A 21,391-nucleotide genomic window follows, 5' to 3' on the forward strand; every position below is an offset into this window, starting at 1 on the left:
GCAGTATCTGAGGCGAGAGCCGAAGGTGCTGAGCAGGCCAAGCGTCAGGCTCCTCCTCTCCCTTAGGAGAGGGGGCCGGGGGGTGAGGCGACCCTACACCACAGGCACTTGCGCCGGATCTTTATCCAAGCCGCAGCGCTCCATGAAGGGGTTAGTGAATACCCGGCGTGTAGGAGCGTCCAACAGGCGGTGGCGGCAGCCGAGCCACTGGTTTACGGCGGTGTCGCCGTACATTTTGCGGAGGCGCGGCTTAGTCAGGTTGAAGTTGATTTTGCCCCAATGCAGCGTGTAGGCGATGTTCAGGATTTCCAGGCGGGCCCAGATCATCTCCAGAAACCGGCGCGTGACCCGGGCCTCTACCCCGTCGAACTCCAACACAGCCGTGACGGGGAAGCGCGTGAAGCCCAGGGTAGCTTTGGTGCCTTTTACAAACCGCAACCCCAGCACGCCGGGAAAGGGCGTCTGTTGGTTGAGCGAGTGGACTTCGGCCAGCACGCGGAGCACGTCGCGGTTGTCTATGCCGATGGCGGCGCTGGCTGCTTTGCCTCGGATGTTGGTGTTGTCGAAGGTCTCGCTCATGGTGCCGGCTGTGCCGTTGTTGCGCTCCAAGGCCAGCGGGTACAGCCGATTGACCAGCGTGGGCACCAACGCCACGCCGGCATTGCCTAAATGGTCGAGCACCGTCGAAATCAAACCCAGAGAACTATCACCATAAATAAAACCTGAAGCTGGCGCCGGCCGCCGTGGATACACCGACCGGTACGGCGCCTTAAACAGCAGCTGCACAAACACGCCCCGGTTCGGATCGGCGCCCGTGGGGTCGAACTGGTGAGGATTGATGATGATGGTGAGGTGGTAAGGCTGGCGCGTGGGGTCGTTGAGCGGAAGCTGTAGCCACGGCTTCAGGCCAGTCAGGTCGAGGTTGGTCATGAGCCGCTTTAGCCCCTCGCGGTAGGGCACGCGCGGCGAGCTGGATTCTTCCAGCAAAAAAAGCGGCTCCGTTTCCAGCAGCACCCCATGAATAAATCCGAAGCTGCCGAAGCTGACTAAGGCCGCATTGAATAGGTCGTCGTCGCGAAACACGTCGGTTACGCCCAGCCAGTCCGTGAATTTTGGCGCGGCCACCGGATATGAAGCCCGCTCCAGCCACACGTGCCGGTCGGGGCCCGTGACGATATGCAGGCCCACCACCGTTTCCTGAATGGAGCCGAAGCGAAAAGCCCCCCCATGTGTTCCCGTGGATAATGCGCCCACAATACTTTGCCCGTTGCTGGCCCCGGACGCCCGCACCGACTTTTTGCGGGGCTCCAGCTGCTGCTCCAGCCCAATGATGCTCATGCCGCACTCCGTAAAAAACAGATTATCGGCCGTGCGTCCGGCGCTCTGGTAAGCCGGCGCTACCATACTCGGCTGGAGGGCAAATGACTGCCGCAAAGCCATGGTATCTACCAAGCCGCCATCGGTTACGCACACTTCCGAAAACGACCAGCCCTTGCCGATGGCCCGCAGGCGCACGTTGTGCTCAATGCCGTACCGAATTAGCCACTGGAAGTTGGCCGTCGTCTGGCGGTACTGCGCCTGGCTGGTAGGCAGGTTGGGAATGCGCAGCTTAAAGCAGGCGCTGGGTTGCAGGCGCTGCGTGAAGTTCTCGTGCCGGTTGGTCCACTCCGCCATTGGGAGCGCCTCCATTCCGTTGGGCAGGCTCATGGGCGGACGGATAAACGGAGTTCGGGCCTTGCTACGGGTCCCAGCCCCAGTGTGTCAACGGCGGGCGTGTAGGGCGCGCAGCACCAGCTTACCCGCTGCTTCGTCACGACGCCTACCGTGACCAGGGAAAGCAGGAAGTAGCCGAAGTTGGTGTTTACCGTAACGCTGTTCAGGTGATTAAAGCGCGAATCGCAGGGTGGCTTGATATCGGCCGGCTGTTTCAGGCCCCAGAAATACGACGTAACGACTTTAGTACTATTTGGGTCATTCGCTACCGTGTCGCAGTCATAAATGGTGGCGATGCGGGTGGTCATACAGCCCGATAAGGCTCCACTTATGATGGCCAGCACCGCTATAGTAGGTAGATATCGACTCATAACAGGCTCGCATAATGTGTATAATTATAATGTATATATAAAATATTCTAAAAACAAGTTCTCAAATAAAAGAAGCCGTACCAGCCAAACCTTATGTGGTTTAGCCGGCACGGCCTCATAGCGAAAGCGTCTTACAGCGAAGTCTTAACTATCCTTCGCGAGTTCTTCGCGGATTGCGCGGGGCAGTGACGCTCGCACCAGATCGTACGAATGATCGGTCCACTCGCGGAGCTGAGAAGCAGATACACCGCTGCCAATGACAACGGTGTTCCAATGTTTCTTATTCATATGGTATCCCGGCAACACGTAGTCGAACTCCTCGCGGAGTTGCACGGCGCGCTCGGGGTCACACTTCAGATTAACGCTGCCGTACTGGCTGATACTGGTAAGGGCGAAGATTTTGCCCCCCACCTTGAATACCAGCGTGTCCTCGTCGAAGGGCGTTTCCTCGGTTACGCCGGGCTTGAGCAGACAGTAGTCGCGATAATCTTCGATGTTCATTTTTTAGACTAGAGCACGTAGCGGAACAGCATTACCAGCAAGCAAACCAGGAACATAGCCATGGAAAGCTTATTGATGAAATGCATGGTACGCAGGTTGAAATTGGTGTGCCGGTTCGGGTCATTCTTGCGGAAGAAATAACCGAGGGCAGGACCGAAATTAAACAGGTTACGACCTTTCATTGCAGTGGCTTTTGGTATGCATTAAGAACATCCGGCAGCCCGGAATGATTTGGTTGCAAGGTAAAATAATTACATAAACTTATGCCTTCCACCAAAGGGAGAAAAGTGGTTTACGACCTCAGAAAGCCAATTTTTAGGACGGCTAAACTCATTATAACGATTTTATTTAATTATAATTAATCAAATAATATTTTGACTTATATTAATATTTACTTAATTTATATGAACAGAAAGTAACTACTCCTTGAATCCGGATTCGTCCGAAAAAGTCCCCCACCGGACGTACAGAACCGCGCCAACGGCTTTGCGCTACTCTATGCGCATAGTAGGCAATAGAAGCCGTTCCCTCGCTTGTCACACTTGGAAATCAGAATGTCCACTCAATAGACAATCCGCGCCTGAGTTTCTTGCGATTACTCTATCGGCATTCTTTCACCAAACCAATTATTCGCTATGAAACTTACATCTATGAACAGCCACCGAAAAGCAGCTCGTCTGTTCGTGCTTTTCATGTCCGCAATGTTCTTCTACAGCTGCGACGAGCTGTACGAGGAAATATTTCACCAGCCATCAAAAACCGCCCAGGAGGAAAGTGCCAACGTCGTGTACGACTGGTATGATTTGATTGCAAAAATTGAACTGCGTAGAAACCCCTTACCCGTTACCATCGCCAACAACCGGGCTTTCGGGTACATCGGCGTCGGCCTGTACGAGACCGTGCGGCCGGGCATCAGAGGGGCCATCAGTTTATCTACTAAACTGTACCAAATGCCCCCCATGCCCGCCCCGGAGCCGGGCCGGGAGTATGTGTGGGGCGCCAGTGCCAATGCGGCCCTGGCCAGTATGTACAAGCAATTGTTAGTGGGCCTGACCGACGAGGATAAGGCTCGGATGGACTCGCTAGAAAACGCCTACAACAACCGCTACCGACTAAGTACCGCCGATGCCGTGTTAACCCGTTCGCAAGCTCACGGGCGAGCCGTTGCGAGTGCTATCTACAACTGGTCCACCACCGATAACTTTAATCTAGGCAGCCAAGGGTATGTGCTACCGGAATTTCCCGGTTCCTGGGTGCGTACACCCCCTGCCTTTGCCGCTCCACAAGGGCCTTTTTTACAGAACTCAAGGCCTTTTCTGGCCTACAGCTTAACGGCAACTGCTCCCCCACCACCAATTGCTTATTCAGAAGATCCATCCTCTGCCTTTTATAAAGAGGCAAAAGCAGTGTATGATATTGGTAAAGCCTTAACCCCAGAGCAAAAAGCAATACCAGACTGGTGGGCTGAAGGGGGGGTAGCGGGCGTAGGCATTCCGGCCCCCTACCATCTGCTTTCTATTACAACCGGACTGTTGAGAAGTCATAATGCCAGGCTGGGGCGGGCGGCAGAAGTGTATGCCAAAACCGGCATTGCGATGAAGGACGGCCCTATTAATACCTTTAGAGGCAAATTTCAGTATAATCTTATTCGCCCGGTTACGTATATCCAGCGACACATTGATCCAACCTGGCAATCGTATTTGGCCTCGCCTCCTTACCCTGAGTATCCTTCCGGGCTTGTCGGAATAAACGCTCCTCTTACGCAAGTGCTAATAAGAGAATTCGGCGATGTTCCGGTAACAGACAACGCGTTTGCTTGGAAAGGTTTACCTACCCGGCAGTATCCATCTATTTCGGCCATGAGAGAAGAAGCTGCTTATTCCAGGGTCTACGCTGGCATACACTATCCATTTACACAGATTGCTTCTATAGAGATGGGTAAAGAACTAGGTAATGTAATTGCTGACCTTGACCTAACACCAAATTAGCAATTAGAAAGGTATAGCAATCCGGTAAAAGGTGTTTGTCCTTCTCAGAAGTGGCAAACACCTTTTTTTGCGTGAATAAATACGCTGTGGGGGGCTTTTTTTCAGCACATAAATGCAACTGCGCAGCTTACCTTTAATCAGCCGCGTCCTTATTGTCGTAGTAAACTTCGCAACTTTCTCCCACCTCGCATTCATGAAAAAACTTCTCCTCGCTGCCTGCCTTCTGGGGGGCAATTTTGCTGCTTTTGCCCAGGCCAGCGCCACCGAAACTGCCGCCGTTAAGCAAACTATCACCACCTTTTTCGACGGGTTGCGCCGCGGCGACAGCACGATGGCACGGAGCACCTTGGCCCCCGGAGCGGTGTTTCAGGTGATTGCCAACCGCGAGGGCAAAACGCAGGTGCAGACGGAGAAAGTGGCGGGTTTTCTGAAAAGCGTTGGTACGCCGCACAAAGAAGTGTACGATGAGCGCATCACCTTCGAGCAGGTGCTTATCGACGCCAACCTGGCCAGCGTCTGGACGCCGTACCAGTTTTATGTGGGCACCACCTTCAGCCACTGCGGCTACAATTCGTTTCAGCTGGTGAAGCTGGCCGAGGGCTGGAAAATCGTGCACATCATCGACACGCGGCGCAAGGAGAAGTGCAAGTAAGCCAAGTCAGAAATTGGGTATGCGCTTCAACGGCGTAGAATCCGCTTTCCAACTGTCCAGCTCATACAAGTCGCCTTCGGTATCCAGATAGAGTGAGGCCAGCACGGGCACTTCGTCTACATCCTTATACCAAAGCTCAGCTACTATTTTTCCCAAACGCCGGTTTTGCTTGTTGCTGACAAAGCGCAAGCTGCCCATACCGCCATCGTCCATTTCTTCTACTTCAGCGGCGGGCAGCAGCGCAAGTATCCGCTCAACGTTTGGCTTGCCACGCAGCATGTAAATGAGCAAGCCTAGTTCGAGCAAGGTTAGCAGACGCTTTTCCATTGACAGGGAGCTTCTCCGAAGTTCTACGGCTGGCTGAGTTATTTAGAACAAGGTAGAGACGCCATAGTTGGAGTCTCCTCGTTTGAGCCGTTCGACCTTAGTTTACGCCAATCGTTCAACGAGGAGACTCCAACTATGGCGTCTCTACTTTGTTACTACAGAACCAACCGGCGTTGAAAGCCCCAGAATCAACTCCGCATTGAGGTGTCGCAGATCGGATACTACCTGATCGGCGTGGTGCAGGTTTTGGCCGCCGGAATGCGGGCTGCTGAAACCGATGCAGTACATACCGGCGGCTTTGGCGGCGCTCACGCCATTGGCCGAATCCTCAATTACCAGGCACTCGTACGGAGGTTTGCCAGCCAGCTTCGCGGCGTGCAGAAAAAGCGCCGGATTGGGCTTCGACTGCGGAAAATCCTCTCCGCTAACTAAATTATCGAAGTAGGGATACAGCTCGAAGCGCTTAAACACGCGGTGAATCGTTTCTTTGGAAGCCGACGAGGCCAGCTGCAACGGCATGCCTGCCTTGTGCAGGTCTAGGACCAGCTCGCGGGCGCCGGGCAGCAGCTCCAAGTCGGTCGATTCGTCGAAGGCTTTGCCGAAGAACTCACGCTTGCGGCTCATCAGCGTCTCTACGTCCTCGGTCAGGCCAAATTCTTCCTTGAACTGCTGATACATATTGCGGGTAGAGGAGCCCAGGAAAGTGGCGTATTTCTCAGCCGTAAGCGTTACGCCCAGCTCGGCAAAGTGCTGAAAAAAGGCGTCGCGATGCAGCGGCTCGGTATCAACGAGCACGCCATCCATGTCGAAAATGACGGTTTGAATCATGTAGAAGGCAGATTTCGGACAATTGTAGTACGCCTTCTACGCGGATTTGCCCCCCACAGCCGGTTTAAGCCGAACCTTTGGCGTTGGCCAGCGCCACGATATCCGGCACCTCCAGCACGCGCTTGGGGTAGCCGTGGCGCACGGCGTTAATCATGGAAAGGCCCATCTCTCGCAGCGTAGAAACATACTTGGGAAACAGCCGCCGCATCACCGGATAAAGCCAGGAAATATAAGTGTAAGCAGACAGCGTGTTTTTCAGGCCCTTAGTGGGGTGCATAAATCCGGGCCGAAACATGTAGGCTTTCTGGAATGGCAGCTGCAACAGCGCGTTTTCCGTCTGCCCTTTCACCCGCGCCCACATTAGCTTTCCTTTCCCGGTGCCATCCGTGCCGGTGCCCGACACGTAGCAAAACGTAAGGTCCGGATTGCGGGACAGCACGGTTTGAGCGAAATGCATAGTCAGGTCAAAAGTAAGGCGGCGGTACTCCGGCTCCTTCATCCCCACCGACGACACGCCCAGGCAGAAAAAACAGGCATTGTAGCCCGTCAGCTGGTCTTGTATGGCCGATAAATCGTGGAAGTCGCTGTGGATGATTTCGCGCAGCTTGGGGTGGCTCAGACCGTAGGGCTTGCGGCTAATGGACAACACCTGCTCCACATCGGGGTCGTTGAGGCACTCGTGCAGTACGCCCTCTCCCACCATACCCGTCGCGCCGGTCAGAATAGCTTTTATCTTCATACAGCAGTAGACGACCAGCTACTTGATATGTTTTAACACAACCGTTTCTTGGCTAAAAAAGCCCCCCAGCAAAGCAAAAAGGACCCTGAAGCCACTTACTTCAGGGTCCTTTTTGCTTGTAAGAACGTGGTGCTCCTACCCTTTTCGCCGCCGCGTAATCACGTAATACTGGCCGGGACTGGTGGTAATATTCGTACGGTATTTACCGTCGTTCGAATCCCACACGCCTTCATCGGCTTGCACATTGCGGGCGTTCAGCTTCGTTTGCATCTTCAAGAGGCTCGTTGAGTCTGCGAGGGCCGTGAGCGTGGTTACGCAGACGTCATTGCGGAAGCCAAACCCAATCGTGGCATTCTCCGGGTTCTTGTCGCCGGCCTGATACCATTCGATATCAGTGCCGTCGGCGGCCATGTCTACGCGCAGCTTTTTATACTTTCTGTCGCGCTTGCGGACGTCCTTCTTGATGGCCTTTCTATCCTTGCCGATAGACTGTATATCCTGGGCCTGCGCAGCGGCGGCGCACAGAAGGCATACCAGGATCAATGCAATGAAGTTCTTCATGGTTTCTAGTCGAGCAGAGCTAGAAAGCAAATAACGGACCTTTTGTAAAGCGTTTTTGAACTGCACTAATTTAATCAATACCAGAAGTGGCCTCTTTTAATCATTTTAGCTTCCTAAATTATATGCTGAGGCAGCAAAAATAATAAAATTATGAACTGGTTTAACATATCCGATCAGTGCATCCAGTTTTATTTTTTGTCACGATATATTTCATTAAAAGCAGGATAACGTTCGTAATATTTTACTTTAACCCTATTACCGATCTTATAACCTGTGTCTAAGGAATTATTTGTGTAGCAATCATCACCCAAACAAAACCGATAAGAGTAAGTGAACTCTCGAGGTATCCTACTATTACCCAGGGGATTTCTAGAATCAATTATCACCGCGTCTATTATTTTGTAATTGGATTCAAGAAGGCTATTTTTAATGATGTTTTTTGTTGTGTACGAAACTGCTCCAATCACCATTAACCAGAAAATTAACTCACCCAATTCTAAACCATTCTTATTTTTGGATTTATTTTTGGAGCCCATTTATAAATTATTGTTACTCATTTTTATAGTGAAATAGATGTCTTTAATTTAGAAAGCTGGGAGTTGAACACATGCGCTGATGCACTCCCTTTATTTCATATTTGAGAATCTACACTCCTACCGGCTCCTCCAACCGCATAGGCTCAATCCAGCGGCCGTCTTCGCGCATTAGCTCAATTAACTCATTCACGGCTAGTTCTTCGGGTACGGCTTTTTTGATGACATCCTGGCCGCGGTAGAGGGCAATTTTGCCTTTGCCCACGCCCACGTAGCCGTAGTCGGCGTCGGCCATTTCGCCGGGGCCATTCACGATGCAACCCATAATGCCGATTTTGACGCCCTTGAGATGGTCGGTGCGCTTGCGGATCATGGCGGTGGTTTCCTGGAGGTCGAAGAGGGTACGGCCGCAGCTGGGGCAGCTGATGTACTCCGTCTTGCTCATGCGCGTGCGGGCCGCTTGCAAGATGCCGAAGGAAAGCTGATTGAGCTGGTCGATGGTAGGCAGCCATTCTTCCTTGGCGCGCTCGGGTAGCAACTCGGTGCTGAGCACCACGCCGTCGCCGAGACCGTCGAGGAGCAGACCGCCGACGTCGGTGGCGGCGTAGAGCTGGGTTTGCTCGGACGTGAGCACCGGGTACTGGCGGTTGATAATGACCGGGTTAGTTACCCCATGATTGATCAGCCGGAAAAAAGCCCCCCGGAGTTCCGGCATGGCGTGGGCATTATCGGTGTAAAGGATAATGACGGCCGTGGAGTCGGCGCGAAGCTGGTAGAGGGCCGGCGGCGTGAGCGACTCCAGGTTCTGAAACACGAAGTTTAGCTCTGTATGCTGCGGGCCGGCGGTGGCGTATTCGGCCTGGGTGAGCACTGGGAAATGGTCGGCGCGGCAGCCGGCATCGATCCAGGCTTGGTAGTCTACTACTTCCTTCAGGCCATTGGGCAGCATAAACGGCACCGGGCGCTGACCGCTGTAGATATAGTCGGCGCCCAGGTCGTTCATCTGAAACTTGTCCAGAAACACCGAATACAACTGCCCCACGGCGCGCAAATCGGCATACTCCACCGACGACAGGCGCGAGATATCGACCATGACACGCGGCACATTTTGCCCCCCAAGGTTGAGCACTTCGCGCGTAATGCGGCGGTGATACTGAAATGGGTCAATGGGCACTTCCGTCACCGGCGCAATCGGTTTGGCTTCGGCGGCGCGGTTAGTGTAGCGGTCAATGAGGGCTTTGGCAACCGGTGCTTCGGCTTCGGGGGCTTCGGTAAGCGACACGCGCACGGTATCACCGATGCCATCTTCGAGCAATGTTCCGATGCCCACGGCCGACTTGATGCGGCCGTCTTCCGCTTCGCCGGCCTCGGTTACGCCCAGGTGCAGCGGGTAGGGTTGCAAACCCTCTTCGTCCAGCTTTTGCACCAGCAAGCGGTAAGCCTGCACCATCACCTGCGTGTTGGAGGCCTTCATGCTGAGCACCACATCGTAGTAATTCTCCTCCTCGCACAGCCGCAGAAACTCCAGCGCTGACTCCACCATGCCTAACGGCGTATCGCCGTAGCGCGACAAAATACGGTCGGACAAAGAGCCGTGGTTGGTGCCGATGCGCATAGCCGTGCCGTACTGCTTGCAGATCTGGACCAGCGGCCGGAACCGTTCGCGGATGCGGTTTACCTCGTCCTGGTACGTGGCGTCGGTGTACTCGATGAAGTCGAACTTCTTTTTGTCGGCATAGTTGCCGGGGTTCACGCGCACTTTCTCCACGATGCGGGCGGCCAGCTCGGCGGCGTTGGGCGTGAAGTGTATATCGGCAATGAGCGGCACATTGCAGCCGCGCTTGCGCAACTCCTTCTTGATTTCCAGCAGGTTCTGAGCCTCTTTCATGCTGGGCGCGGTGATGCGCACGTACTCGCAGCCCGCCTCTACCATGCGCAGGGTCTGCTCCACCGAGCCGAGCGTGTCCATGGTATCCACGGTGGTCATACTCTGCACCCGAATCGGATTTTTGCCCCCCAGCGGCACGTCGCCAATCTTGACTTCCCGCGAAAGGCGGCGCTGGTACTCGGTCAGGCTGGGGCAATAGGTTTTGTTCATCATTGGGGGGCAATTTTCTGGGGAGAAAACCAGCAGGGCGAAGGGAAAGTTGCGGAGCAGCAAAGGTACAAGCTACCGGCGGCTTCCCGGAGGGTTTTGAGGTTTAGCAATTATTGCGCTATACTCAATCAGCTTTTTACAAAGAGCGCAGCATCCCACATGAGCATCATTCGAACCGTTTCCACATTATCGGTCATGCAGAGCGCAGCGAAGCATGACGGCCTTTTTAATAGCTGACAAGCAAGCGCCGTGGCTAATTGTGTCGCGTCTCTACAACCGTGTAAATAGTACATTGCCACTTCCTACCTTGCCTACCCTTACTTCCACCTTCCTGCTCCTATGACCTCATTGCCGTACTCCCGCCGTCATTTTCTCCAAGTTGCTGGTTTGGGGCTGGCGGGGTTGCCCTTGGTACTCTCAAGCTGCGCGTCTATGATAACTGCCGAAAAAGCCCCCCAGAGCGCGAATGAGTACTTGCTGTACGTCGGGACGTATGCCAAGCCGGAGGAAGACAGCATTTTTCTGTACAAGCTGAATGTGAGCACCGGCGCGCTTACCCGCCTGGGCGCGACCAAAGCGGGCGCGAACCCATCTTACCTCACGCTCGACTCCCGGCACGAGCATCTGTACGCGGTTAATGAAACCACTGATTTTCAGGGCAAAGCCAGCGGTGCCGTCAGCGCGTTTGCTATTGATCAGAAAACCGGGGGCCTGGCTTTGCTGAATCAGCAGTCGGCGCTGGGGTCGGCTCCGTGCTATATCAGCCTGGATAGAATGAATCGTTATGCCTTGGTAGCCAGCTATCTGGGGGGCAACGTGGGCATGCTGCCGATTGAGCCCAATGGCGAATTGGCTCCCATTGCCGATACGCAACAGCACACAGGTTCCGGCCCCCACAAAAACCAAAAAGCCCCCCACGCTCACTGCATCCTGCCCGACCCGGCCAACCGCTTCGTTTTCGCGGTCGACCTAGGCACCGATAAAGTATACGGCTACCAGCTCGATGCCAAAGAAGACGCTTTAGTACCTCGCGCTACCCCGGCCTTCACTGCTGCGCCCGGCGCTGGCCCTCGCCACCTCACGTTTCACCCCGGCGGACAGCTGGCTTACCTTATCAATGAGCTGAACTCTACGATTACCGCTCTGCGCTACGACGAAGGCGCCGGCACGTTTCAGGAAATCCAGACGCTCAGCACCTTGCCTTCCGACTTTACTGGGGAGAATTCCTGCGCCGACATTCACGTGTCGCCCAACGGTGAGTTCCTCTACGGCTCCAACCGCGGCCACGACAGCCTGGTGGTATACGCCATCGACATTCCCAGCGGCCGCCTCACGCTGGTTGAGCATGTGCCCACCCTCGGTCAGAAGCCCCGCAACTTCACCATCGACCCGACGGGCCAGCTTGTGCTCGTTGCCAATCAGGCCACCAACAACATCGTTACCTTCCGCGTTGACCGCGAAACAGGCAAGCTTACGCCCACCGGCAAATCAGTGCAGGTGCCAGCGCCCGTGTGTCTACAAGTGGTAGAGGATTTTACGCGGCGTAGTGCCTAAAAGCAAGTTTGCACATCGTCTTAGGAATTGGCTTCTTCTACCTGCAACATGATCTTGCCAATGTGTGCGCTGCTTTCCATTAGCTGGTGCGCGGCTGCAGCTTCATCCAAGGCAAATACTTTATAAATAACCGGCTTAAAAAGCCCCCCAGTCAGCAGGGGCCACACATTTTCCTCTACCGCAGCCGCCAGCGAAGCCTTGAACTCGGCGCTGCGGGGCCGCAGGGTACTGCCGGTGATGGTGAGCCGGCGACGCATGATTTCCAAGGCGTTGAACTCGGCTTTGGCGCCCTGCATGGCGTTGATAAATACGAGGCGGCCATCGTCGCGCAGCAGGCGCAGGTTTTTGGGCGTATAGTCGCCGCCTATCATGTCCAGCACTACATCTACCCCGCCTTCGGCTTGCAATTCGGCTTCGAAGTCAGCGGTTTTGTAGTTGATGCAGCGGTCAGCGCCCAGGGAAAGGCAGGCTGCGCACTTTTCGTCGGAGCCGGCCGTAGCGAATACCCGGGAGCCCAGCGCATGCGCCAGCTGAATGGCCGTGATGCCGATACCGCTGCTTCCACCGTGCACCAGCAGCGTTTCGCCCCGTTGCAGCTGTCCGCGCTGAAATACGTTGTGCCACACCGTAAACACGGTTTCGGGCAAGGACGCAGCTTCTATAAAACTCCAGCCAGCGGGCACCGGCAGGCAGTGGCGGGCATCCACCGCCACGTACTCGGCATAGCCGCCCACTGCCACCAGCGCACACACCGCGTCGTCTTTGCGCCAGCGCGTTACCGCCGCACCACACTCAGCTATGGTGCCGGCTACTTCCAATCCCGGAATTAGGCCTTCCACGCTGCCGCTACCCGCGTATTTGCCCTGGCGCAACAGCACATCCGGCCGGTTGACGCCCGCCGCGTGCACGCGCACCAGCACCTCGTGGGCGGCCGGCTGAGGCCGCAGCCGCTGCCCACTCTGCAATACTTCCGGCCCACCCGCCTGCGCGACGATAATGGCTTTCATGTGCTCTGATTTCATGTGTACTCCGTTTGTTAATTACCTGAAACGCCTCGTAAGAACGGCGTAGAGACGCCATATTTGGCGTCTCTACGCCGTTGCTGCTGGTGGTTTATCTGAATCTTCGATACCAATCGTTTAACGACGAGACGCCAAATATGGCGTCTCTACACCGCTAACGCACTTCCACTGCTTTGCGCTGTCCGTGCATCCATTTCGATCCAAATCCTGCCGTATCTTTTCGCTGTCTTGCGCTCCCACGTCGTCTGGGGGGCTTTTTTGAGTTGTCATGAAAAAAATAAACCTGTTTCCTACCATCTTCAGCGCCGCTCGGGCCACCGGGCTTCGCGCCTGGCAAACCGGTCTGCTGTTCCAAAAAGTAGCCCGCACCGCCCTCGATACGATTCAGGATGTACTGCGCGCCGAAATTAAGAATGGAAACGCGCAGCTTGTAGCCGATTTTCTGGCCGACAAGGCCCTGCCCGCCGCCAAAGCCCTCCTGCTCAAGCGCATGACTACCCGTTTGCTTATGCGCATTGGCCTGCGCGGGGCGCTGGCCAGCAGCGTTGTGGGCTGGATTCTGCCGTTTGTGCTGGAAAAAATGATTCAGGTGGGCGTCAAAACCGGCTTTTTTGAGAAGGTAAAAAACCACGACAGCGTCACGGATGCCCTGCATCGCCTGGACGAGCTGAAGCGCGCCGTCTGGAAAATCATTGCTCCCGATGCTGGCAGCGGTGCCGAGCTTCTCCCCGACGACGCCTCCATTCCTCCTGCTTTGCCGGCTCCCAAGCCGTAGTTAGCGCGACAGCCAGAAAACAAGAAGCTCGACTGCTTTCCAACAGGCTTTTACCGTAGTGCACGCCGCAAGTATTCTTATAGGTTTATATATCAGTTATTTACAAAAACACAAGATCGCGTTTAAGGGAATTTCTATCCTCCTGTAAAAATCCAAACCAATACCTGAAAGCCTGCTAAAAAAGCGAAAATCAGCTTGAAAAAAGCCCCCCAAAACAACTATCTACTGGCAGAATATAGTAGATTTACCGCTCCGTGGTTCTTTTGCCATTTCGCACACTGGGCTGTCTATGAAAAAGCTGGTTATTTTCCTGGGATTACTAGCTTGGTCTGGGCAAAGTAGCCAGGCTCAAAGCGTTAGATCCAAAAAGGCTGCGCGCGCTGCCTCGCCTTCGTTGCGCGCCCTCGATAGCCAGAACGGGTTCGGCAAAGCCACGTTCGGCGACGATATAAGCAAGTTCCGCGACCTGGAGCTGGTCAGGACCGACCCCGCTACCCAGACCCAGTTCTATAACTACCTCACCGACAACCTCAAAGTCGGTTCTCATAGACTCACCGGCATCACCTACGGCTTCTACAAAGACAAGCTCTACTACATTGAGCTGCGTATGATGGGCGAGGCCAACTGCCGCGGCATCCGTGAGCTGCTCAGTGCTCAATATGGCCCTTCCAAGAGCCCCGGCCAAGCCCAAACCTCCTGGTGGCTCGGCCAGCAAGTGACCCTGCGCTACACCGAAGCGCCCGTGGGCTACGCAACCATCGTTCTGGGCAGCAACCAGTTAGCAGGCCAGCGCCTAGCCCAGCGTAAGGCTGCCGGTTTGCCAGCCGTATAAATCAGCTTATTTTGGTGTACTTGCCCTAGCGTTTCGGTCGTGGGGGGCAAATTTGTCTGCCTTACCAGAGTTATGGGTTACGGCACTTTCTAAGCCACTTACTTCTAGTCAGCTTGCCGATAGCAGGACTATTCCTGCTTACCTAGCCTTTCCCAGAAGATCGGCCTCCTACTTATCGCCTCATGCCCACAGAAATAGTTAACGGATTCGGTAAAGTTTATCTTACCATTGAGTACGATACCGTCAACCGCTGGGTCTATAATAATTGGATTGGCTACCAAACCTATATCGGTATTATTGCCGGCGCCGATGCGTGTCTGCACCCTCTTCAGGCTCACGCCTGCCCCTATTTGCTCAACGACAACCGGCAAGTAATTGGCCCCTGGGACCACGCCGTGGAGTGGATTGTCACGGATTGGGCGCCCCGCGCCATAGCGCAGGGCCTCACTCATTTTGCCCAAGTAGTTAGCCCCGAGTCAATGGCGGCCCTTTCAGCGGAGGCGATGCACATTGGCATCGGCGAGGGCCTGCAAATGCGCATGTTTGGTGATATACAGGAAGCGCGGGCCTGGCTGAAGGAAGCACGTGAAGAAGCAGGAATGAAGCAAGCATAGCCAATCTTTCATTGCGGGGAGAAAGCCATAGCATATAGTTACAGATCTGAATAACACTGAAAAAGCCGTTCCCTATTGGGGAGCGGCTTTTTCAGTGTTATGATAAGTAAGGCAAAAGGCTGCATTATATAGGTTCATTAACTAAAAGCACGCCTATGGAATGAGTTTATCAGTACGTAGCTGCGCAAACAAGTCGAAAAAGGAATCTTCGGTCGCCTGATATACCGTAAAGCCCAGCTTGCGGCTTTTCGACATATCCGTCATCACTTCAATCGGTCGGCCCAGGTCCAGATCAGTGTGCCAGGGAGAAGCCAGCTGGCTGAGTTCAGGCACATTTAGCTGGTAGCGAGCCGCCATCTCGCGCCACAGCGGCGCATCATTGGCCATTGCCGCTTCCAGCGGGTGCACAGTGCCGTCAAAGCCGGCGGCCTCGACTCCAAACCAGGCGGCCAGCCGCGGCCAGAGCCAGCTCCAGCGGAAGTAATCGCCGTTGGTAATGTTAAACGCCTGATTCCTGGCGGCTTCCGTCGTGGCCGCCCACACCAGCTGCTTAGCAATCACGCGGGCGTCGGTTACATCGGACAGGCCATTCCACTGCGCTTCGGAACCCGGCCACTGAAACGGCCGCCCCGTTTCCTTGCAGATACTGGCGTACACGGCCAGCGTGGTACCCATGTTCATCAGGTTGCCCACGGCCTGGCCAATAATGGTGTGCGGGCGGTGAATGCTCCAGCTAAAGCCATCGCGGGCCGCAGCGGCGTACACCTCATCTTCCTGAGCATAATAGAAATTCTCGATGGGCAATCGGGGCTGCTCCTCGCGCAATGGCGTTGGCGGCAGCGAACCAGCCCGAGCGTAGGAGTCAAACGGTCCGAGGTAGTGCTTGAGACCCGTGACCAGTGCCACATGCTGCACCGACTGCTTGGGGGCGAGGGCGTCCAGCAGATTGCGCACCATGGCGCCGTTCACGCGAATATTCTCGGCCTCGGTGTCCTGGCGCATCCAGCTGGTGAGAAAGACGTGCGTGGGCGCTACGTCGGCCAGGGCGGTAGCAAGGCTGGCCGGGTCGAGCAAGTCGGCAGCTACGGGACGCAGCCCGGTCACATCGTCTTTGGGAGTACGAGCCAAACCGTAGGTGGTCCAGCCCTGGGAGATCAGCTCGCGGGCCAGATTGCTGCCAATGATGCCGCTGGCACCAACAATTAAAGCGATTTTAGTCATAAGAATACGTACGGAAAAGCTGACCAAGGGTACGCAGCAGCCAGCAGCGGCAATCAACGGAAAGCTTTTGTACTCGCTGATTTCCCGACGGCTAAGGCGTTTCCAGGTCAAGCATACGTGCCGGCGCAGGGAGGATTTGTGCCTGGTTCATCTTATCTTTTCTTCATGACAGACAACGCCTTAGCCTCCCAATGGCCCGCCTTGCCGGCCGACTCCTGGACTGACACGCGCGAGACGCTGCACCGTTGGACCCAAATTGTGGGCAAAACCCGCCTGGCGCTGAGCCCGATGCTCAACCATTGGTGGCAGGTGCCGCTCTACGTCACGCCACGAGGCCTATCGACCGGGCCTATGCCTTACGCGGCGGGCAGCTGTGAGGTCGTATTCGACTTTAGGGCGCATCAGCTGCGCGTGCATACCTCCGACGGCCGCACCCACGAGCTGGCCCTGGAGCCCCGGTCCGTGGCCGATTTCTACCAGGCCTACCGCGGTCTGCTGCGCGAAGCCGGCATTGCGGTAAAGTTGTGGCCGGTGCCGGTGGAGATAGAAGACACTACGCCTTTCACCCAAGACCAAATTCATCGTGCCTACGACGCCCGCGCCGCGGAAACCTTCTGGGAAGTACTGCTGCGGGCCGATCAGGTGCTGCAGGAGTTCCGTAGCCGCTTTCGGGGCAAATGCAGCTCGGTACATTTCTTCTGGGGCAGCTTCGATTTGGCCGTCACGCGCTTTTCGGGCCGGCCGGCGCCTCCCCATCCGGGCGGCATCCCCCACCTGGCCGACTGGGTGACCCGCGAATCGTATTCGGAGGAGCAGATTGCCGCCGGCTGGTGGCCCGGCGGTAATGGGCAGGAAGCGGCCTTCTACAGCTACGCCTACCCTGGCCTGCCGGAACTCGCCAACGCGCCAATAGAGCCCGTGGGGGGCTTTTTTAATCAGGACATGGGCGAGTTTCTGCTGCCCTACGAAGCCGCGCGCACGGCTCCCGATCCGCGGCAGGCCGTGCTCCACTTTTTGCAAAGCACCTACGAAGCGGCGGCCACCCTGGCCCACTGGGACCGCGCCGCGCTGGAAAGAGCGTAACATTCCGGGCAGATTTGCCCCCCACGCAGGTGCTTAGGGGAATATTTCCTATTCTCGCTGACCGTACCAACCAAACTCCCCTCTATGTACAACCTGAAAATCATTACGGCCACCGTACGACCTAGCCGCAAGGGACCAATAGTAACCGAATGGGTGGCCGAAAAAGCGAGAAAGCACGGCGAATTCAACGTTGAGATACTGGACCTGCAAACCATCAATCTGCCCCTGATGAATGAGCCCCATCATCCGGCCCAGCAGAAGTATGAACACGAGCACACGAAGCAGTGGAGCGCCAAAATCGCGGAGGCGGACGCCTTTATTTTCGTGACGGCCGAATACAACTTCAGCTACCCCGCGCCCCTGCAAAACGCCCTCGAATACTTGGTGAAGGAATGGGGCTACAAGGCGGCCGGCATCGTCAGCTACGGCGGCGTATCGGCCGGCACGCGGGCCTGGAATGCGCTCAAAAACGACCTTTCCTCGTACCGGGTGGTGCCGCTGGTGGAGGCCGTTAATATTCCTTTTTTCACCGAGTTCATTCAGGATGATCACCTGGCACCAAACGACATCTCGGAAAAAGCGCTCGACGCGATGCTCCGGGAATTAGCCCGCTGGACGAAAGGATTGAAAAGCATCCGTGAAAACCAGTAAACGGCTTGCTTGCTGATTGCTGGGGGGCTTTTTTGGTCGGTTACACAGTTTCAATCAACTCTTAGACGCCACGCATTCCAAGCCACCAGCACAAAAAGTCGGTAGCACCCAGCCGCTATGAAATCAGGGGCGCGTGGGGCAGTGGTTCGCTATTCTAAGAGGTGGCGCGCTCCAGATGCCAGGTGGTCTGGGCCACGTGCAAACTGCGCAGCATAGCGCTTTTCTTGCGCTGGTGGCCCTGCATGCGTCGCAAAATGCTGTCGAGGGTTTGTACCGCCTGCACCACGCGGGGGCCTTTATTAAGCATCACACACTCGGCCCGGTCGCTCATGGCCGCGTCCGTCACCTCGGCCCGCGACGGCAAGCCGCCGCTGGCCAGGCTTTCCAGCACCTGCGTAGCCCAGATTACGGGCACATGGGCCGCTTCGCAGAGCCACAGGATTTCTTCCTGCACCTCGGCCAGCCGCTCAAACCCACACTCCACGGCTAGGTCGCCACGCGCTATCATCACGCCGCAGCTGCCCGCCTGCATGGCGCTGAGCAATAGCGCCGGCAGCTCTTCAAAGCCGCGCTGGGTTTCAATCTTGAGAATAATAGCAACGGCGCGCTCCGTCAGGCGGGACAGGTGCTGCTGTAGCTGCTCTACCTCGGTGGCCTTGCTCACAAACGAGAGGCCGACCATATCGGCGTGCTGGGCCACAAAAGCCAAATCTTCTAAGTCTTTCGCCGTAAGCGAAGGCAAGGATAAGTTACTGTCGGGCAGGTTTATGCCTTTATCGTTGCGTAGCTTTTCGCCTTTTGCCCGGGCCTGAGTGATGCGCACGTGCAGTATATCCGGCTCCACGCGGTCGACGATGCCGCCGATTTTGCCGTCGTCAAACCAGATACGCTCGCCCGGCTTTACGTAGTCGAGCACTTCGGGCAGCGCGCAGCCGATTACGGCCGGTGCCAGAGCGGTACCGGGCATCCCGTCGGCTACGGCAGCAGGCAGCGCGCGGCGCGTCAGCTGCAGCTCATCGCCGGGGCGAAGCAGTAAAAACGAATCTGATGGGGGCAGCTCCTGTAGCGTGGCTTTCGCCTCGGGGCCCCGAAAGCGGGTGCTGGGCACCAGATAGGCCGTTTTGCGCAGCTCGGCCCAGCATCCTTGCTCATTTGTGCTGCGTACGCGCAGCTTGCGTTTGTTGCCCCTTGCATCCCGAAACCGAACGGCATTGCCGGGGCTTAGCTGCCGCAGCCACGCCTGGGGGAAGAACAAGCGCACCGTCCCGCTCGCCAGCGCCGCCTGCGGTAGCTCCTTACTGGTAAGCCAGAGGCGGGCCGGGGTCAGCACCCGCCCGAATTCGTCGCGCACGGGACTGATCCGCAGCACGGCCGGTGCCGGGGGCAGGCCGGTGGTGCGGAGCTTCGCGCCCCCCAAATCCATACAGATCTTGCAGGACCTGCCTACCTCCTGCTCGGCCTGGCGCAGGTGGTCAATCATTTGCTGCCAGGCCGCCCGGTCATCATGCGCGCAGTTGATGCGCACGCAGTCCATGCCCTGGCGCAGCAAATCCCGCACAAGCGCGTAATCTGTGGCCGCCTCGCCGGGCAGCGTGACCATAATACGCACGTCGCGCGTGGCGGGCACCGGCCCCAGCACGGCCTCACTGTGCTCGGCCAGCAAACGCCCCCCACTCGTGAAGTCCGGGGCAATAGCATCGGCAGGAAGCGGATGAGATGTGCCGGGCTGCGCCAGCTCGTGCAACACGGCCAGCACGGCGTCCACGCTGGCCAGGGCATGAGCTTCGGCGCGTCCCAAAGACGAAAGCCCGAGCGCTGCCAGCCGCTGCTGCAGGGGGCGCAAATCGTGGCGGCGCAGCGCCAGGTAGTGCAGCAGGTTGTGGGCACTCACCCGAAACGTGGGGTGTACCTGCGCCAGCCGGCTCCCGGCCAGCTCGGTTCCGCTCACCATATCCTGGCGCAGGCTGGTCAGCTCGCTCAGCAGTTCAGCTATTTGGGTGCCGTAGCGGTCGGCAAAAAGCAAGGATGCGGGATGGTCGGTCATAGCCAGCAGCAAAAAAGCCCCCCATGTACCGCCGCGCGCATACTTTGCCGAGAGCCACTGAACGAAGTAGGTTAAGGCCGCATGGATAGCCTTAAAACACAAGTTATTATTTTATTAGTTTAATTTTCTGGCTAGCTTAGCTTTCGAGGCCGCCCCAGCTCCTACTGCTCTATCTCTTACGCATTTAGCCAAAAGGGCGCGAGCCACGGGCGCTTTATTTAATTCGCTTCACTTAAGCTATTTCACCCTGAGAAAGCCGTCAAAGCAGTCTGGGGGGCAAATCTGGTAACCAGTGCTTCTTCGACCATGGGATACGCTGCTACCCATCCGCTCAGATCTGGTTTCCTCAGAGGAACTCCCCTCCTGCTGGCGCTGCTGGCAACGGCGTGCGGCGAGGAATCGACCAGCCAAAAAATCAGCATCGACGGCTCCAGCACCGTATTTCCTATCACGGAGGCGGTGGTGGAAGAATACGCGCGGCAACATCCAAGGGCGCGGATTACGGTGGGCGTGTCGGGTACCGGGGGCGGCTTCCAGAAGTTCTGCCGCCGGGAGATTGACCTAACCAACGCCTCGCGGCCCATCACCGACCGCGAAGGCCAGGACTGCCACCGTCAGGACATCGATTATCTGCCCCTGACAGTGGCCTTTGATGGATTGGTGGTGGTGGTGCACCCCAGCAATACGTGGGTAAAGAGCCTGAAAGTGAGCGAGCTGAAGAAAATATGGGAGCCGGCAGCCCAGCACCGCATCATGCGGTGGAACCAGATTCGGCCGGAATGGCCGGCGGCCGAAATCCATCTGTTTGGGGCCGGCACCGCCTCTGGCACCTACGACTATTTCACTCAGGCCGTCGTGGGCCAACGCCATGCCAGTCGGGGCGATTATACGGCCAGCGAAGACGATAACGTGCTGGTGCAGGGCGTCTCCACCGATCCGCTGGCGCTGGGTTTCTTTGGCTTTGCCTACTACGAAGCCAACCAGGCGGCCCTCCGGCTCGTGCCCATCGACGACGAGCAGCCCCATAATGGCGCCGGGCCGATAGTACCCACCGTCGAAACCGTTAAAAACAACACGTACGCGCCCCTGTCGCGCCCCTTGCTTTTGTACGTGAGCAGCGTGGCCGCGCGCCGCCCCGAGGTGCAGGCCTTCATTCGCTTTTACCTGACCCAGGCCCCAGATCTGGCGCGTGAGGTGGGGTATATTCCGTTGCCCGCCACGGAATACCGGCGCCAGCAGGCCCGCTTCGACGAGTTTGTAACCCAACAGCGGTAACCGCCTCAC

At 56.5% G+C, this 21,391-nt stretch carries 21 protein-coding genes; 9 read left to right on the forward strand and 12 right to left on the reverse strand.

Annotated elements, in window-relative coordinates:
• Positions 1-93: 93 nt before the first annotated feature.
• The 4 genes from IEW06_RS15800 to IEW06_RS15815 all read right to left on the reverse strand — a co-directional run bounded on the left by IEW06_RS15800 (position 94) and on the right by IEW06_RS15815 (position 2,767).
• Positions 94-1,707: an FAD-binding protein gene (locus tag IEW06_RS15800; protein ID WP_187731838.1), complete on the reverse strand. Its 1,614-nt coding sequence runs from the start codon at positions 1,705-1,707 to the stop codon at positions 94-96.
• Positions 1,704-2,084, reverse strand: a complete 381-nt coding sequence (locus IEW06_RS15805; protein ID WP_187731837.1) for a hypothetical protein — start codon at positions 2,082-2,084, stop codon at positions 1,704-1,706. Before IEW06_RS15805 ends, IEW06_RS15800 begins: the two co-directional genes overlap by 4 nt.
• 144 nt (positions 2,085-2,228) lie before the next feature.
• Entirely contained in the window at positions 2,229-2,585 is a 357-nt protein-coding gene (locus IEW06_RS15810) for an MmcQ/YjbR family DNA-binding protein (protein WP_187731836.1), read from the reverse strand.
• Between the two features lie 8 nt (positions 2,586-2,593).
• Positions 2,594-2,767 (reverse strand): DUF6728 family protein, encoded by a 174-nt coding sequence (locus IEW06_RS15815; protein ID WP_165963537.1) that lies wholly within the window; start codon positions 2,765-2,767, stop codon positions 2,594-2,596.
• Between the two features lie 453 nt (positions 2,768-3,220).
• Between IEW06_RS15815 and IEW06_RS15820 the strand changes: the two genes are divergently transcribed.
• On the forward strand, positions 3,221-4,573 hold the full coding sequence (locus IEW06_RS15820; protein WP_188548565.1) for a vanadium-dependent haloperoxidase: 1,353 nt from the start codon (positions 3,221-3,223) through the stop codon (positions 4,571-4,573).
• Positions 4,574-4,766: 193 nt separating this feature from the next.
• Positions 4,767-5,225 carry a nuclear transport factor 2 family protein gene (locus IEW06_RS15825; protein ID WP_187731833.1) on the forward strand — a complete coding sequence of 153 codons (459 nt, stop codon included), beginning with the start codon at positions 4,767-4,769 and terminating at the stop codon, positions 5,223-5,225.
• 6 nt (positions 5,226-5,231) lie between these two features.
• Here the strand turns inward: IEW06_RS15825 and IEW06_RS15830 are convergent, their stop codons facing one another.
• The 5 genes from IEW06_RS15830 to ispG all read right to left on the reverse strand — a co-directional run bounded on the left by IEW06_RS15830 (position 5,232) and on the right by ispG (position 10,311).
• Positions 5,232-5,552: a DUF6984 family protein gene (locus tag IEW06_RS15830; RefSeq protein WP_187731832.1), complete on the reverse strand. Its 321-nt coding sequence runs from the start codon at positions 5,550-5,552 to the stop codon at positions 5,232-5,234.
• Positions 5,553-5,696: 144 nt separating this feature from the next.
• Positions 5,697-6,380 (reverse strand): HAD family hydrolase, encoded by a 684-nt coding sequence (locus IEW06_RS15835; RefSeq protein ID WP_187731831.1) that lies wholly within the window; start codon positions 6,378-6,380, stop codon positions 5,697-5,699.
• A gap of 64 nt (positions 6,381-6,444) precedes the next feature.
• Positions 6,445-7,119 (reverse strand): NAD-dependent epimerase/dehydratase family protein, encoded by a 675-nt coding sequence (locus IEW06_RS15840; protein WP_187731830.1) that lies wholly within the window; start codon positions 7,117-7,119, stop codon positions 6,445-6,447.
• Positions 7,120-7,254: 135 nt separating this feature from the next.
• Complete coding sequence (locus IEW06_RS15845; protein ID WP_187731829.1) at positions 7,255-7,680, reverse strand: hypothetical protein; 426 nt, start codon at positions 7,678-7,680, stop codon at positions 7,255-7,257.
• A gap of 645 nt (positions 7,681-8,325) precedes the next feature.
• A complete protein-coding gene (ispG, locus tag IEW06_RS15850; RefSeq protein WP_187734306.1) occupies positions 8,326-10,311 on the reverse strand; it encodes a (E)-4-hydroxy-3-methylbut-2-enyl-diphosphate synthase in 1,986 nt (661 codons plus the stop codon).
• 432 nt (positions 10,312-10,743) lie between these two features.
• Between ispG and IEW06_RS15855 the strand changes: the two genes are divergently transcribed.
• Positions 10,744-11,865: a lactonase family protein gene (locus tag IEW06_RS15855; protein ID WP_229743144.1), complete on the forward strand. Its 1,122-nt coding sequence runs from the start codon at positions 10,744-10,746 to the stop codon at positions 11,863-11,865.
• A 20-nt stretch (positions 11,866-11,885) separates the two neighbouring features.
• On the opposite strand, the gene IEW06_RS15860 is transcribed toward IEW06_RS15855, so the two are convergent.
• Positions 11,886-12,872 (reverse strand): NAD(P)H-quinone oxidoreductase, encoded by a 987-nt coding sequence (locus IEW06_RS15860; protein WP_187734305.1) that lies wholly within the window; start codon positions 12,870-12,872, stop codon positions 11,886-11,888.
• Positions 12,873-13,155: 283 nt separating this feature from the next.
• On the opposite strand from IEW06_RS15860, the gene IEW06_RS15865 reads away from it, so the two are divergent.
• From IEW06_RS15865 to IEW06_RS15875, 3 genes are all read left to right on the forward strand, one after another.
• Complete coding sequence (locus IEW06_RS15865) at positions 13,156-13,662, forward strand: hypothetical protein (protein WP_187731828.1); 507 nt, start codon at positions 13,156-13,158, stop codon at positions 13,660-13,662.
• A 289-nt stretch (positions 13,663-13,951) separates the two neighbouring features.
• Positions 13,952-14,494, forward strand: a complete 543-nt coding sequence (locus IEW06_RS15870) for a hypothetical protein (RefSeq protein WP_187731827.1) — start codon at positions 13,952-13,954, stop codon at positions 14,492-14,494.
• 182 nt (positions 14,495-14,676) lie between these two features.
• Entirely contained in the window at positions 14,677-15,108 is a 432-nt protein-coding gene (locus IEW06_RS15875) for an STAS/SEC14 domain-containing protein (protein ID WP_187731826.1), read from the forward strand.
• Positions 15,109-15,261: 153 nt separating this feature from the next.
• On the opposite strand, the gene IEW06_RS15880 is transcribed toward IEW06_RS15875, so the two are convergent.
• A complete protein-coding gene (locus IEW06_RS15880) occupies positions 15,262-16,329 on the reverse strand; it encodes an SDR family oxidoreductase (protein ID WP_187731825.1) in 1,068 nt (355 codons plus the stop codon).
• A 165-nt stretch (positions 16,330-16,494) separates the two neighbouring features.
• Here IEW06_RS15880 and IEW06_RS15885 point away from each other — a divergent pair, with 165 nt between their 5' ends.
• On the forward strand, positions 16,495-17,412 hold the full coding sequence (locus IEW06_RS15885) for a DUF5996 family protein (RefSeq protein ID WP_187731824.1): 918 nt from the start codon (positions 16,495-16,497) through the stop codon (positions 17,410-17,412).
• An 84-nt stretch (positions 17,413-17,496) separates the two neighbouring features.
• Positions 17,497-18,063: an NADPH-dependent FMN reductase gene (locus IEW06_RS15890; RefSeq protein WP_187731823.1), complete on the forward strand. Its 567-nt coding sequence runs from the start codon at positions 17,497-17,499 to the stop codon at positions 18,061-18,063.
• A 154-nt stretch (positions 18,064-18,217) separates the two neighbouring features.
• Here the strand turns inward: IEW06_RS15890 and IEW06_RS15895 are convergent, their stop codons facing one another.
• Positions 18,218-20,107 (reverse strand): pyruvate kinase, encoded by a 1,890-nt coding sequence (locus IEW06_RS15895; RefSeq protein WP_187731822.1) that lies wholly within the window; start codon positions 20,105-20,107, stop codon positions 18,218-18,220.
• A 306-nt stretch (positions 20,108-20,413) separates the two neighbouring features.
• Here IEW06_RS15895 and IEW06_RS15900 point away from each other — a divergent pair, with 306 nt between their 5' ends.
• Entirely contained in the window at positions 20,414-21,382 is a 969-nt protein-coding gene (locus tag IEW06_RS15900) for a PstS family phosphate ABC transporter substrate-binding protein (RefSeq protein ID WP_188548567.1), read from the forward strand.
• Positions 21,383-21,391: the final 9 nt, after the last annotated feature.

This window comes from Hymenobacter qilianensis, assembly GCF_014638675.1.
Classification (GTDB): Bacteria; Bacteroidota; Bacteroidia; order Cytophagales; family Hymenobacteraceae; genus Hymenobacter; species Hymenobacter qilianensis.